Genomic DNA, 13,744 nt, shown 5'->3' with positions numbered 1-13,744 from the left:
GCAGCGAGCAGACCGTCCACTTTACCGGCACCTCCTCTGGCGGCCCCGAGGCCCTTGTAATCGACACGTCCGGCCTGACAACCGGCTCGACTTTGCAGCTCAACCACATCGACTTCGCCGCCATCCTCGGTAACGCCACTGTCAACGGCGCCGGCGGCTCCAGCTATATCGTCGGAGACGATGCAGCCCAGCGTATCTTGCTGAGCACAGGCAACGACACGATTGCCGCCGGCGGCGGCGCGGACACGGTCGTCTCCGGCTCCGGCGAGGATCTTGTCTATGGCAACCAGGGCTCGGACTCCCTTTTGGGCGGCGACGGCATGGACACGCTTTTTGGCGGCCAGGACCTGGACATTGTCCAGGGCGGAAATGGCAACGATGTACTGTATGGCAACAAGGGCAACGACGCGCTTTGGGGAGGCGAGAACGAGGATGTGCTCTATGGCGGTCAGGGCGAGGACATCCTCTACGGTGACGGTGGCGGCGATCTGGTCTATGGCAACCAGGGTTCCGACACCCTTTTCGGTGGCGACGGCAAGGACACTCTCTCCGGCGGCGAGGACCGGGATATTCTCTCAGCCGGGAGCGGCAGCGACGTGCTGTATGGAGACGAGGGCAACGACGTGCTTTGGGCGGGCGAGGACGACGATGTGCTCTATGGCGGCCAAGACAGGGACATCCTCCTGGGCGACGGCGGCATGGACACGCTCTTTGGCGGCGAGGGCAACGACATCCTCTTGGGCGTAGATGGCGACGACCGCATTTTCGGCGACGAGGGCTCCGACGTTCTTTTGGGCGGCAACGGTTTGGACACGCTCTATGGCGGCGAGGGCAACGACCGGCTCGATGGGGGCAGCGGCAACGACTATCTGGCGGGCGACAAGGGAGACGATACGCTCACCGGCGGCTTGGGAGCGGACATCTTCGTCTTCAACTTCGATGGCGGCAACGATCAGGTGACCGACTTCCAGGCAGGGACCGACACACTGACCCTCGCGGATGGGCTCGGCGTGAGCGGCAGCGTCGAAGAGGCCGGCAACACTGTCGTCACATTCTCCGACGGCGGCACCGTGACCATCATCGGCATCGCGAAAACCGACCTCGCGACCGCGACCGGATGGGATCTGGGGTAGTTTCCCAAACCGTCATCCCATAAAAACCGTCATCCCGGGCCTGACCCGGGATCTCCCGAAAAGACGCGGATCCTGCGATCAAAACGGTCCCGGCTCGGGGGCCGGGATGACGAATGAGAGGGAGTACTACCCCCGCATCAGAGCGCCCTTCGGATCGTGCAGCGGTGCGCTGACGCGATGTGCCTTCAGGATCTTGCCGAGAATCTCGACCTCGAACCCGTCAGACGTGGCGGCATACTCCTTCGGCACGTACCCGATGGCGATGCTCTTGCCCGTCGAGTGACCGAAGCCGCCGGACGTCACCCAGCCGATGGCCTTGCCGTCATGGAAGATCGGCTCGTCCGCAATCGGGTCGATATCCTCGACATCGATGGTCAGCGTGATTAGCCGGTAGGTGCCGCCGACCTCATTCTCCGCGACCAGCGCATCGCGGCCGATGAAGCTGTTCTTCGACATATCAACGAAGCGGTCCAGCCCGGCTTCGAAGGGCGAATAGTCCGGCGTGAATTCGGCCCGGAAGCCGCCAAAGCTCTTTTCCAGGCGCAGGGAATTGAGCGCCCTTCCGCCGAAATGCTTCAGCCCGAATTCCGCACCGGCCTCGACCAGCATGTCGTAGAGCGTGATCAGGTAATCCGGCTTCACCCAGATCTCGTAACCGCGCTCGCCGGTAAAGGAGACCCGGCCAACCATGGCATGGAGCATGCCAAGGTCCATCTCCCGGAAGGACATGAAAGGCATCGCCTCGGTCGACACATCCTCATGCGTCAGCTTGGCCAGCAGCTCAGCCGATTTCGGCCCGGCGATGGAAAGCCCGACAAGTTCCTGACAGCGGCTGCGGATCTCGACACCGCTCTCCGGCAGGTGATCCCAGAACCAGCGCAGATGGAACATTTCCGCGATGCCGGAGCCAAAGATCATGAACCGGTCCTCCGCCAGCTTGGCGATGGTGAAATCGCCGATGATCTTGCCCTGACGATTGAGCATCGGGGTCAGCACCATGCGGCCGGTGCGCGGCATCTTGTTGGCCATCAGCTCCGACAGCCAGGCTTCCGCCCCCTCGCCCGTCACCTCGTATTTGGCGAAGCTGGAAATCTCGATCATGCCGACGCCGGTGCGCACGGCTTTGCACTCTTCGGCCACGGGGCCGAAAGCGTTGGAACGGCCGAAGGTCACGTTCTCCACCGGCTCCATGCCTTCCGGCGCGAACCAGAGCGCGTGTTCCAGCCCGTAAGACGCACCGAACACGGCATTCTGCGCCGCCAACCGGTCATAGATCGCGGTTTTGCGCAACGGACGGCCCGCCGGCAGCTCTTCGTTCGGGAAAGTGATAGAGAAGCGGCGGGAGTAGTTTTCCTTCACCTTCTCGTAAGTATAGCCCTTGGTCGCGTAGGAGCCGAAGCGGGCGCAATCCATGGCGTAGATATCCATGTCCGGCTCGCCCTCGATCATCCATTGCGCCAGCGCGAGGCCGACGCCACCGCCCTGGCTGAACCCGGCCATCACACCGCAGGCGAGATACATGTTCTGCAAGCCCGGCACCGGGCCGACCAGCGGATTGCCGTCCGGCGCGAAGGTGAACGGCCCGTTGATCATCGACTTCACACCGGCATTCGCCAGGAAGGGGAAGTGCTGGTAGGCGATATCGAGGGACGGCGCGATCCGGTCGAGATCCGGCTGCAGCAGCTCGTGCCCGAAATCCCATGGCGTCTGGTGCGGCGACCAGGGGACACAAGCTTTCTCGTAGGTGCCAAGCAGGAATCCCTGGCCTTCCTGACGGGTATAGATCTCCGCTTCGAAGTCGATCAGGTGCGGCAGCTCGGCATCCAGCGCCTTGATCTCGTCCAGCGGCTCGGTGATCAGGTAATGGTGCTCCATCGCCAGCACCGGTAATTCCAGCCCGGTCATGCGGCCGATCTCGCGGGCCCAGAGGCCGCCCGCATTCACCACCTTCTCGCACCGGATCGTGCCCTTGTCGGTGACGACGGACCAGGTGCCATCCTTTTCCGCCACCAGTTCCTCGACCTTGGTGTGGCGATAGATTTCCGCCCCGCCCTTCCGGGCCGAGATGGCATAGGCGTTGGTTACGCCGGACGGATCGACATGGCCCTCGTTCGGGTCGTAGACGGCGCCGGTAAAATGACTGGCATCGACCAGCGGATGCAGGCGCTGCGCCTCGTCGAGGGAGATAAAGTCGATATCGAGACCCATATATTTGCCCTTGGCGACCATCGTCTTCAGATAGTCGAGCCGCTCGGGCGTCCCCGCCGCCATGATCCCGCCGGACAGATGCACGCCGGTCGCTTGGCCGGAAATCTCCTCGATCTCTTTGTAGAGATCGATGGTGTATTTCTGCAGCTTGGTGACGTTCGGGTCGCTGTTCAGCGTATGCATGCCGCCCGCCGCGTGCCAGGTCGAGCCCGATGTCAGCTCGCTGCGCTCCACCAGGACCACGTCTTTCCAGCCCAGTTTTGTCAGGTGATAGAGAACGCTGCAGCCAACGACGCCCCCGCCGATAACAACGACTTGCGCATGCGATTTCATCGATATGTCTCCCCTCGCCACCGGCGCGCCCGGCGGTCTTGAATCTGACACTAGTGCATCAGGCCGGCCGAAACGAAGCGCGCCGGGCGGCGACATGGAGCGCGGCGGTTTCGTCGGAAATTGAGCATTGCGTGAAGAGATCGGCGCCGGGCCCCGGACGCAATTGACTTGCATTCGCATTTTCCATAGACCTACGCGCATCATCGAACGATTTCAGCCGCATATCTTTGGCGTTGCCGGTGCCTGGCTATCTTTGGCAATGCCGGTGCCCGGCCGGGCCTGCAGGAGACGAGACGTGGAAGACGCGGGAAAGAAGAGCAATTCGGCGACACCGTCCTGCATGCAGCCGAGCCGCCGCGCACTGTTGGCCGGCGGCGGGCTGCTCCTCACAAGCCTCGCCGCGCCGCCAGTCTTTACCCCACCCGCCTTCGCGTCGGAACAGGAACTCCGCTTCAAGCATGCATTCGGCGAGACCGTTCTGCCGAAACCGGCCAAGAGGGTGGTTTCTCTCGGCTATACGACACACGATCCTCTCCTGGCGCTCGGCACCGTGCCGGTTGGAATCCGCGAATGGTACGGGAACCTGCCTTACGGCGTCTGGCCCTGGGCGGCCCCGTATCTCGGCGACGGCAAACCGACACTGATTTCCGGCGAAGTCTCCGTTGAAATCGTCGCCTCGCTCGCACCCGATTTGATCGTCGGTATCGGCTCCGGTATTTCCCGGGCGGAATACGATCTGCTCTCGCAAATAGCGCCGGTGCTGATGCAGCCGGAAGGCAATGACGCATACGGCACGTCATGGGATGTGGTTACACGCATTCTCGGCCGGGCCACAGGCAAGGCCGACAAGGCGGAGCAATTGATCGCGGAAACCAGAGGCGCCTTTACGAGCGCCCGGCAAGCCCACCCCGAGTGGGAAGGAAAGACTGCCGTTTGCGCCTATCACTATAGCGGGGAGACCGGCGCGTTTATCGGCACCGATACTCGGGCGACCTTCCTGAAGGAGCTGGGATTTACAGCGCCCGAAGCGATCGCCAGCCTGTCCGCTCCGGACTCGTTCTTTGCCCGGCTGTCACCGGAGGACCTGGCCCCGCTAGATGCCGATCTGCTGATCTGGATATCCTCCGTCGAAAAGGCGCCGGATATTGTCGCCCTGCCCATGCGCAAGACTCTCAACGCTCACTGGCAGGGGCGCGAGGTGTTCGCCGGCCCGCTCATTGCCGGCGCCCTGTCTTTCGGCAGCGTGCTGTCACTGCCTTTTGCCCTGAAAGCCCTTGAAGACGATATCGCCCTTGCCGTCGACGGCAGCACGGACACGCCCGTGCCTTCCAGCGTCAAGGCCGGGCTGACCCGGTGAGATTCGCCTTTCCTGTCCTGCTGCTGGTTTTTGCCGCCATCGCGACTCTCGCCGCCGGTGTGCGCTCCGTTCCCGTGCCGGAGATCTGGCATGCCCTTACGGCGTTCGATCAAACAAACCCGCTGCATATCGTGGTCCGGGATATCCGTCTGCCGCGCCTGATCGCCGGACTGGCAGCGGGTGCGAGCCTCGGCATGGCCGGGTCCATCATGCAATCGCTCACCCGCAATCCGCTGGCCGATCCCGGCCTGATGGGCGTCAATGCGGGCGCTGCCTTCACCATCGTTCTGGGCGCTTTCCTGCTTGGCCGGGCGGATGGCGGTTTTATCGCCGCCCTGTCCTTTCCCGGCGCGGCCCTGGCATCGCTCGGCGTCTTCGCCATCGGCGGGGGGGTGCGCGGCGAGACCGGTCCGGTCCGGCTGACGCTCGCCGGGATCGCCCTCAATGCACTGCTGATGTCGCTCGTCTCCGCCATCGTGCTGACGCGGACCGAAGCGCTGGAAGTCTTCCGCTTCTGGGCCGCCGGATCGCTCGCCCAGGCCAATGTGCGCCCGCTGCTGGAAATGAGCACCATTGCCGCCCTCGGTGCCGGGTCGGCCCTGCTCCTGGCACCCAGGCTGGAGGCTCTGGCTCTCGGCTCCGGGCTCGCCAAGGGCCTCGGCACGCGGCCGGGGCGCATTCAGCTCGGCGCGCTCGCAGTCGTGACCATGCTGACGGGGGCCGCCGTGTCGATCGCCGGTCCGATTGCCTTCCTCGGCCTGATGGTACCGCCGCTGGCACGGCGCATCAGCGGCCACACCTTGCGTTTCGAAATTATGATCTCCGCCCTGTTTGGCGCCACCATCCTGTTGCTGGCGGATACGGCCGGGCGCCTGCTGATTGCCCCGGCGGAAATCCGCGTCGGCATCATGACCGCCCTGATCGGGGCGCCGGTCTTCATCTGGATCGCGAGACGCCTGAGACCCGGAGCGCTGACATGAAAGGCACGCTGCTCGTCATCGCCCTTCTCCTGCTCGCGATACTGCTGAGTCTCTCTGTCGGTCAGGTCATGATCGGCCCCGCCGCGCTGTGGGACGGGCTCTGGCACGGGTCCGGCCCCGGCGCGCTGTTCCTTCGGGTGCTGCGCGGCCCCGGCGTCGGCACGGCACTCGGCGCGGGCGCTGTGCTCGGCATGTCCGGTGCGATTTTCCAGATCCTGCTGCGCAACCCCCTCGCCTCGCCGGACGTCATGGGTTTCACTTCCGGTGCCGGGCTGGCGGCGATCTGGGGGGTGTCCGCCGGGATCGCCCTTCCCATCCCTTTATTCTCCGCCATCGGCGGGCTGGTCGCAGCCGGCGCCGTAATTTTGCTGGCAACAGACCGGAACGGATCGCAGCCGCCCCTGACACTCATCCTCGTCGGGCTCGGGGTCGGTTTCTTCGCCGCCGCTGCCAGCAGTTTCATCATGACCCGTCTGCCGCACCAGGAAGCCACCGAGGCGCAGCGCTGGCTGACGGGATCGCTTGCCGCCCGGAACTGGGGTCATGCGCTTCAGGTTCTCGGCCTGGGCGCGGCCCTGACTTTCGCCCTCGCCTTGCAGGTCCGTTCCCTTGCGCTGCTGGAGTTGGGGGACGACCTCGCCGCCGGGCTGGGCACACGGATTTCCCGGTCGCGCGGGCTGCTGGCCCTGACCGGCGTGCTGCTTGCCGCAACCGGCGTCGCCGTAGCCGGCCCACTTCCTTTCATCGCCCTGATGGCCGCCCCGCTGGGGGCAAGACTGACCGGCGCGAGGCACCCCGCAGGCCGGCTGGCTTCGGCGGCGGCGGCAGGCGCCATCATCACGGTGCTGGCTGATCTGGCGGCAAGGGCGGCCATTCCCGGCCTGCAATTGCCGGTCGGGGTGATGACGGGAATATTGGGTGCGCCTTATCTGATCTGGCTTCTGGTACGGGAAATGGAGACGGGGGACCTGTGACGCAAATCGTTCTGAAAACCGAAGGGCTCACCCTCGGCTATGGCGACCGGGCCGTGATCGACGACCTGTCGATGGCCTTCCCGGACAGGCAGGTAACCTCCATTCTCGGCCCGAACGGCTGTGGGAAATCCACCCTGCTCCGCGCCCTTGCCAGACTGCTCCGTCCGTCGCGGGGGACCGTCACCCTGGACGGAGAAGATGTGTTCTCGCTCGACACACGGGCTCTGGCCCGGCGTCTAGCGATCCTGCCACAAGCGCCGAATGCGCCTGACGGGATCACTGTCATGGAGCTGATCAAGCGCGGCCGGACACCGTGGCGCGGGCTGCTGGCGGCCTGGAGCGCGCAGGATCTGGAGAAATGCACCGCAGCCCTACGGCATGTCGGTCTGGGCGACCAGATGGACCGCCCGCTCAACACGCTGTCCGGCGGGCAGCGCCAGCGGGCCTGGATCGCCCTGGTGCTGGCGCAGGACACGCCTTACCTGCTGCTGGACGAGCCGACCACATGGCTTGACCTGCGCCACCAGCTCGAAGTCCTCACCCTGTTGCGGGAACGCAACCGGCGGGACGGCACCACGGTCATCACCGTACTGCACGATCTCAACCTCGCGGCCCGCTATTCGGATCATCTTGTTCTGCTCGGCCCAGCAGGGCTGGTCGCAACGGGAGCCCCGGACGATGTCCTGAGCGAGGATAATCTGCGACACGCCTTCGGCCTCGAAGCCATGGTCACGCCCGACCCCGTGACCGGCACACCGATGATCGTGCCGCGCTGACATGCCGGAAGCTGCCCCGGAACCTTGCCTTATCCGCATCTGGGATTACTCTGCTATCTCCAGTTCTTGAGGGAGGCGGACATGGCAACTGTGGATATGAGCGTGAAGCTGGCGGCACCCGCCGCGGAGGTCTGGGAAGTCGTCGGCGACTTCCTCAATCTCGACAAATGGCACCCGGCCGTCGAAAAAAGCGAAACCATCGGCGAAGGCGGCATCCGGCGTCTGACATCCGGCAGTGGTGGGCCAACCTTCGACGAGGTTCAGCTGGAACGCGACGAGGACGGCCGCAGGCTACGCTATGCCATCCTTGGCAAGCCCTTCCCGCTGGAAAATTACTCGGCCTGGATGTCGGTCGAGGATACAGACGGCGGTTGCGTTGTCCGCTGGTGCTCCGCCTTCGCCCCGGACGAAGGCAATGAGACCAAGGCGAACGGCATCATCCAGTTCATCTACAAGAGCGGCTTCGATGCACTGGTGGCACGGTTCGGCGCCGCCTAGCGGCTCCCGTCCACAAGCTTGATCCAGAAAACCAGAACGAGGCCAGCCACACCGAGACCGATCATCGGCAGGTGCCCGTTCGACCAGCCGCCAAAATAGGTCACCACCGTGGCGAAGATCGGGGCTGCCAGCAGGTTGCCAAGATTGGAGCCATGCACAACCACGCCGCTGCATGTCGCAACCTCGGAAGCGGTCCGGGCATGCGACGGCGCACCGGCGAGGCAGGCGGCAGGCAGAACACCGCTGATGCAGGACATGGCGATCGCAGCAGGCACCCGGAGGCCGTCCGGAGCACCGCCGGCAAAGACGAACCAGGCCGTCCCCATGATCCCGATAAAGCTGATGGCGATGATGAGCCAGCGCGGCACCTGGCGGTGCATCAGCCAGGCTGCGCCAAGATTTCCAACAATGTTGACCAGCACCACTGCGGCGCCGATCAGGGCAGCACCTTCGAGGGAATAGCCCAACCGCTCGATCAGAAAGGTCGGCATCCAGGTCATCAGCGCGAAGATCGCGCAGGCATAAAGGAAGAAGGCGGTTGAGAACAGATAGGGCCCCGGCAGGCGCAATGTCCCGAGCACCTGTCTGAAACCGCGCTCCCGGCTGGGCCGGGGCACACCGGGCCAACGTGAAGGCGTCGTTAGAACAGCCAGAATACCGGCAAAGAGAACACAGACGGCCGCATCCGCAAGCCAGAGCCCGCGCCATCCTGCGGCGGCCATCAGCATCGGCGCGGCAACCATCGCGATCGCGGCGCCAATAGGGAAATAGGCGGACCAGAAACCGAGCGCCAGAGAGCGGTGCATCGGTCTGGCGGCGGCCACGATCAGGGTCGGCGCGGCAATCGAGGTGGCAACGAAGCCGAGACTTTCCAGCGCCCGCCCGGCGAACAAGGCGAACGTGGAGCCGGAAGTTGCACCGAGCGCCGAGCCAGCCGCGATGACGAGCATCGCCGCGACCAACAGCCGGGCTGGGCCGGTTCGGTCCGTGGCCATGCTGATGAGAATGGCGAACAGGGCCGCGAAAAGATGCAGCAGGGAGGCGAGCCAACCACCACCGACCAGAGAGAGATCCAGATCGGCCCGCAAGGCCGGAAGGGCGGGGGGGACTTTACCGACCTGAAGGGCGGCGACGACACCCGCACCAACGGCGAGCGCGACAATGTCCCAGCGGGTCCGCTCGGAAGCAGGCGCCACGGCGCCGACGCTCACGGGATCGCCAGTCGAGCCAGCTCGTCCGCCCGTTCGTTCTCGGGATGGCCGGCATGGCCCTTGACCCAGTGCCACTCGATCTCATGACGCTCGACGGCGGCCTCAAGGCGCTGCCACAGCTCCATGTTCTTCACCGGCTTCTTGTCGGCGGTGCGCCAGCCCCGCTTCTTCCAGCCATGAATCCACTTGGTGATGCCGTCGCGGACATAGGTGCTGTCTGTGTAGAGATCCACATGCATCGGCCGGGTCAGGGTTTCCAGCGATGTGATCGCCGCCATCATCTCCATGCGGTTGTTGGTGGTCTCTTTATCGCCGCCGGAGAGTTCTTTCTCGGTATCGCCATAGCGCAGGATCGCCCCCCAGCCGCCGGGGCCGGGATTACCGCTGCAGGCACCGTCAGTATAAATCTCGACCCGTTTCTTCATCATCAGATGCCGTAGCCCGCGCTGGAGGAGACGCTCTGATGAAAGCTCAGCTTGCGATGATATTCCATCGGATCCTTCGGCTTCACGAACGCCCCTTCCGGGTGGTTCAACCAGTCATACAGACGGGTCAGCAGAAAGCGGGTGGCAGCGCCGCGCGCGAGTACCGGCAGGGCGGAAAGCTCCGCATCGGAGAGGTCTCGAACCTCCTCATAGGCCGTGATCATCAACCGCGCCTTGGTGATATTGAAACTGCCGTCACTCTCGAAACACCAGGCGTTCAGGCAGATGGCAAGGTCGTAGGCCAGCATGTCTGTGCAGGCAAAATAGAAGTCGATGAAGCCGGACAACTCGTCGCCGAGAAAGAAGACATTGTCCTGGAACAGATCGGCATGCACCACGCCTCTCGGCAGGTCCGTCGGCCAGTTCTCCTCCAGGAAACCGATTTCCTCGTCGAGAAACCCATAGAGACCGGGTTTCACATTGTCCGCCTGCGGCCCGCAGGATTCCAGCAACGGCCGCCAGGAGCGCACCGAAAGGCTGTTCTCCCGGACCATCTCGAAATCGGCGCCCATCTGGTGCATCCGCGCCATTTCCGTGCCGAGCGCCCGGCAATGCACCGGCATGATCTTGCGGTGCCAGATCCCGTCGAGGAAGGTCACCACCGCCGCCGGGCGGCCATTCAGGCTGCTCAGCGTCTCGCCGGATTTTTTCGGAACCGGACGCGGGCAGGACAAGCCCTTGCCCGCCAGATGGTTCATCAAATTGAGGAAAAACGGCAGATCGTCAGGGTTCACCCGCTTTTCATAGAGCGTCAGGATGTAGGTGCCGGTCGTGGTCCGGACCATGAAGTTCGAATTCTCCACCCCTTCGGCGATGCCTGAAAAGGACAGAGGATCGCCGATATCGTAATCGGCGAGAAAGGACGCGAGGTCCTCGTCGGAAATAGACGTGTAAACGGCCAAGAACTTAACTCGCCAGCTCGCGGGGCAATTTGAAATGAACGTCCTCGCGGGCGACCGTCACCTCTTCGATGGTGACGGTGCGATGAGCCCGGCAGGCCTCGATCACCTCGTCGACAAGGATCTCAGGCGCAGAGGCCCCGGCGGTAATGCCGAGCACGGAGACATCGGCCATCCAGTCCCAGTCGATATCGGCGGCACGCTGGATCAGCAGCGATCTGGCGCAGCCGCGCCCCTTGGCGACCTCCACCAGACGCTTGGAATTCGAGGAGTTAGGCGCGCCGATGACGACCATGCCGTCACAGCGCTCCGAGATGGCTTTTACCGCTTCCTGCCGGTTGGTTGTGGCGTAGCAGATATCTTCCTTGGCCGGCCCGATCATCTCCGGGAACCGACTCTGCAGGACCGAGACAATCTCCGCCGTGTCGTCCACCGAAAGCGTGGTCTGGGTGATGAAGGAAAGATCCGGATCGCCCTCGAAGCTGACCGTCTCGGCATCCGCGCGTGTTTCAACAAGCGTGATGGCGCCGTCCGGCACTTGCCCCATGGTGCCGACCACTTCGGGGTGCCCTGCATGGCCGATCAGGATGATATGGCGGCCCTGCTTCAGATGCCGCTCGGCTTCCAGATGCACCTTGCTGACCAAAGGGCAGGTGGCGTCGAGATAGACCATGTTGCGCCGCTCGGCCTCGGCCGGAACCGATTTCGGCACGCCGTGCGCGCTGAACACCACCGGCGCGTCGAGCGGCACCTGGTCCAGCTCCTCGACGAAAATCGCGCCCTTCTTTTCCAGGCCCTCGACCACATAGCGGTTATGCACGATTTCGTGCCGGACATAGACCGGCGCGCCGTACTTCTCGAGGCTGCGCTCGACGATCTGGATCGCACGGTCCACCCCGGCGCAAAATCCGCGCGGTGTGGCCAACAGAATGGTGAGATCGGCTTTGTTCATGCCCGCGATGTAGTCCCTCGGTAAAAACTTGTCCATAGAAGACAGAAGCGTGCCGTGCCCATTTGCGGGCCCGCGACACCATTTCACACGCCCGCCCTCGCCAATTGCGGGGGCGCCTTCGAGCGAGTAGTGTGTGCGCCGACCGAACCCTAGCAGAGCTGAGCCATGTTTTCTCAATCGCGTTTCCGCTTTCCGACCCGCGCCCTGCTGCCGCTCGTGCTGCTGGCGTTCGTGGCCGCCTGCTCCAGCGACAAGGGCCCGCCGCCAGGCTGCCCGGTGACCAATTTCGTCAGCGACCTGGATCATGTGACGGTGTTCAGCGACGGCGCTGTCGGTGATCTGACCGATGTCCGATTCGACGCTCAACTGACCAGCCTCAGCGCGATCTGCAATTTCGAGAGTGACGAGTTGGCGATGGACATCGCCTTCCAGGTCATTGCTTCGCGGGGGCCGGCCAACAAGGACAATCAGGCAGCGGTGACCTATTTCCTCGCCATCGCGGACGAGACCGGCGCGATCGTCGCCAAGGAAACCTTCGACAACATTCTGCCTTTCAAGGGCAACCTGCGCCGCGTCGCCATCAAGGACGAATTCGAGCCGACCATCCCCTATCCGGCGGACCGGAAGACCCTGAACAGGTACCGGGTGCTGATCGGCTTCCAGCTCACGCAGGAACAGCTCGCCTACAACCGGGCACGTCGGCGCTAGGGGTCAGCACGGCGATTGGCGCCTGATCGCCAACGCCCCTTTTCTTTTTGTTGGGCGGCGACTATTGTTTCGCCACTACCGACGACCCTCAAGGGAGAGACCGGCCACATGGTCGGCGCCGAAGGAGCAACCGCCCCCGGAAACTCTCAGGCAAAAGGACCTTGAGGCGAGGAACTTCTGGAAAGCAGGCGGGAAACCGCCTCACCCACGGTGAAAGCCCGGCACAGAGTTCGCCGGGTGAATCTCTCAGGTTAGCGACAGAGGGGGCAGGTTCCGGCGTTTCGCCGGGATGCCTTTACGCTGACCGGAGAGTGCCATGACGGAACAAACCCTTCTCAAGACTCCCCTGCACGGACTGCATGTCGAGCTCGGCGCCAAGATGGTGCCGTTCGCGGGCTATGACATGCCTGTCCAGTACCCCGCCGGCGTCAAGGCCGAGCACCTGCACACCCGCGCCAAGGCCGGGCTGTTCGACGTCTCCCATATGGGCCAGGTCAAGCTGACCGGTGCCGACGCGGCACGCGACCTGGAACGGCTGGTGCCGGGCGATCTCGACGGACTCGCGATCGGCCAGATGCGTTACAGCATGTTCACGAACGACAAGGGCGGCATTCTGGATGACCTGATGGTCTGCCGGATCGAGGACGGCCTGATGGTCGTCGTCAACGCGGCCTGCAAGGATGCCGATATCGCCCATATGCGGGCGCACCTTTCCTCCGAAATCACGGTTCTGGAAGACCGCGCGCTGATCGCCTTGCAGGGCCCCGGCGCCGAGGCGGCGCTGTCCGCCCTCGCCCCGGCTGCCGCGACGCTGAGCTTCATGACCGGCGCCGAAATGGATGTGGACGGGGCAGCCTGCTTCGTCACCCGGTCAGGCTATACCGGCGAGGACGGTTACGAGATTTCCGTGCCCGCCGATCAGGCCGACGCGCTTGCCCGCAAATTGCTGGCGCAGAACGACGTGGAAGCCATCGGGCTTGGCGCCCGGGATTCCCTGCGCCTCGAAGCCGGACTTTGTTTGTACGGACACGATATCGACGAGACAACGACGCCGGTCGAGGCTGCGCTCATCTGGTCCATCGGCAAGCGCCGGCGGGAGGAAGGCGGCTTTCCCGGCGCGGATATCATTCTCGACCAGATCAAGAACGGCGCCCCGCGTAAACGAGTCGGCATCCTGCCGGACGGCCGCGCACCCGCCCGCGAAGGCACCGAGATTCAGGCGCCGGACGG

At 64.1% G+C, this 13,744-nt stretch carries 13 protein-coding genes and 2 riboswitches; of the genes, 8 read left to right on the top strand and 5 right to left on the bottom strand.

Features of this window, described 5'->3' with window-relative positions; all coding sequences use genetic code 11:
• Positions 1-1,133 (top strand): calcium-binding protein (locus tag IG629_RS19325; protein WP_319025132.1); only part of this gene is annotated, 1,133 nt, incomplete at its 5' end.
• 126 nt (positions 1,134-1,259) lie between these two features.
• Here the strand turns inward: IG629_RS19325 and IG629_RS19320 are convergent.
• Positions 1,260-3,674: a GcvT family protein gene (locus tag IG629_RS19320; RefSeq protein ID WP_193173549.1), complete on the bottom strand. Its 2,415-nt coding sequence runs from the start codon at positions 3,672-3,674 to the stop codon at positions 1,260-1,262.
• Positions 3,675-3,969: 295 nt separating this feature from the next.
• Between IG629_RS19320 and IG629_RS19315 the strand changes: the two genes are divergently transcribed.
• The 5 genes from IG629_RS19315 to IG629_RS19295 all read left to right on the top strand — a co-directional run bounded on the left by IG629_RS19315 (position 3,970) and on the right by IG629_RS19295 (position 8,259).
• Positions 3,970-5,031, top strand: a complete 1,062-nt coding sequence (locus IG629_RS19315) for an iron-siderophore ABC transporter substrate-binding protein (protein ID WP_319025131.1) — start codon at positions 3,970-3,972, stop codon at positions 5,029-5,031.
• Positions 5,028-6,011: a FecCD family ABC transporter permease gene (locus IG629_RS19310; RefSeq protein WP_193173548.1), complete on the top strand. Its 984-nt coding sequence runs from the start codon at positions 5,028-5,030 to the stop codon at positions 6,009-6,011. Before IG629_RS19315 ends, IG629_RS19310 begins: the two co-directional genes overlap by 4 nt.
• On the top strand, positions 6,008-6,985 hold the full coding sequence (locus IG629_RS19305; RefSeq protein WP_193173547.1) for a FecCD family ABC transporter permease: 978 nt from the start codon (positions 6,008-6,010) through the stop codon (positions 6,983-6,985). Before IG629_RS19310 ends, IG629_RS19305 begins: the two co-directional genes overlap by 4 nt.
• Positions 6,982-7,761 carry an ABC transporter ATP-binding protein gene (locus tag IG629_RS19300; RefSeq protein WP_319025130.1) on the top strand — a complete coding sequence of 260 codons (780 nt, stop codon included), beginning with the start codon at positions 6,982-6,984 and terminating at the stop codon, positions 7,759-7,761. The genes IG629_RS19305 and IG629_RS19300 overlap by 4 nt, the downstream gene beginning before the upstream one ends.
• Before the next feature lie 81 nt (positions 7,762-7,842).
• Positions 7,843-8,259: an SRPBCC family protein gene (locus IG629_RS19295; protein WP_193173546.1), complete on the top strand. Its 417-nt coding sequence runs from the start codon at positions 7,843-7,845 to the stop codon at positions 8,257-8,259.
• Here IG629_RS19295 and IG629_RS19290 read toward each other — a convergent pair.
• From IG629_RS19290 to ispH, 4 genes are read right to left on the bottom strand one after another with little or no spacing between them, the layout of a single operon-like run.
• Complete coding sequence (locus tag IG629_RS19290; RefSeq protein WP_193173545.1) at positions 8,256-9,470, bottom strand: MFS transporter; 1,215 nt, start codon at positions 9,468-9,470, stop codon at positions 8,256-8,258. The genes IG629_RS19295 and IG629_RS19290 overlap by 4 nt on opposite strands.
• A complete protein-coding gene (gene rnhA, locus IG629_RS19285) occupies positions 9,467-9,898 on the bottom strand; it encodes a ribonuclease HI (protein ID WP_028466830.1) in 432 nt (143 codons plus the stop codon). Before rnhA ends, IG629_RS19290 begins: the two co-directional genes overlap by 4 nt.
• Positions 9,898-10,857, bottom strand: coding sequence for a homoserine kinase (locus IG629_RS19280; protein ID WP_193173544.1), 960 nt, complete (start codon positions 10,855-10,857; stop codon positions 9,898-9,900). Before IG629_RS19280 ends, rnhA begins: the two co-directional genes overlap by 1 nt.
• A gap of 4 nt (positions 10,858-10,861) precedes the next feature.
• A complete protein-coding gene (ispH, locus tag IG629_RS19275) occupies positions 10,862-11,806 on the bottom strand; it encodes a 4-hydroxy-3-methylbut-2-enyl diphosphate reductase (protein ID WP_193173543.1) in 945 nt (314 codons plus the stop codon).
• 165 nt (positions 11,807-11,971) lie between these two features.
• Between ispH and IG629_RS19270 the strand changes: the two genes are divergently transcribed.
• Both IG629_RS19270 and gcvT read left to right on the top strand, forming a co-directional pair.
• Complete coding sequence (locus tag IG629_RS19270) at positions 11,972-12,514, top strand: hypothetical protein (RefSeq protein ID WP_193173542.1); 543 nt, start codon at positions 11,972-11,974, stop codon at positions 12,512-12,514.
• Positions 12,515-12,595: 81 nt separating this feature from the next.
• A riboswitch (glycine riboswitch) is annotated at positions 12,596-12,686 on the top strand.
• A riboswitch (glycine riboswitch) is annotated at positions 12,687-12,785 on the top strand.
• A 45-nt stretch (positions 12,786-12,830) separates the two neighbouring features.
• The coding region (gene gcvT / locus IG629_RS19265; RefSeq protein ID WP_193173541.1) for a glycine cleavage system aminomethyltransferase GcvT at positions 12,831-13,744 on the top strand (914 nt) is incomplete at its 3' end.

The organism is Nisaea nitritireducens (assembly GCF_014904795.1).
Lineage (GTDB): Bacteria > Pseudomonadota > Alphaproteobacteria > Thalassobaculales > Thalassobaculaceae > Nisaea > Nisaea nitritireducens.
This window is presented reverse-complemented; position numbering and strand designations above follow the sequence as displayed.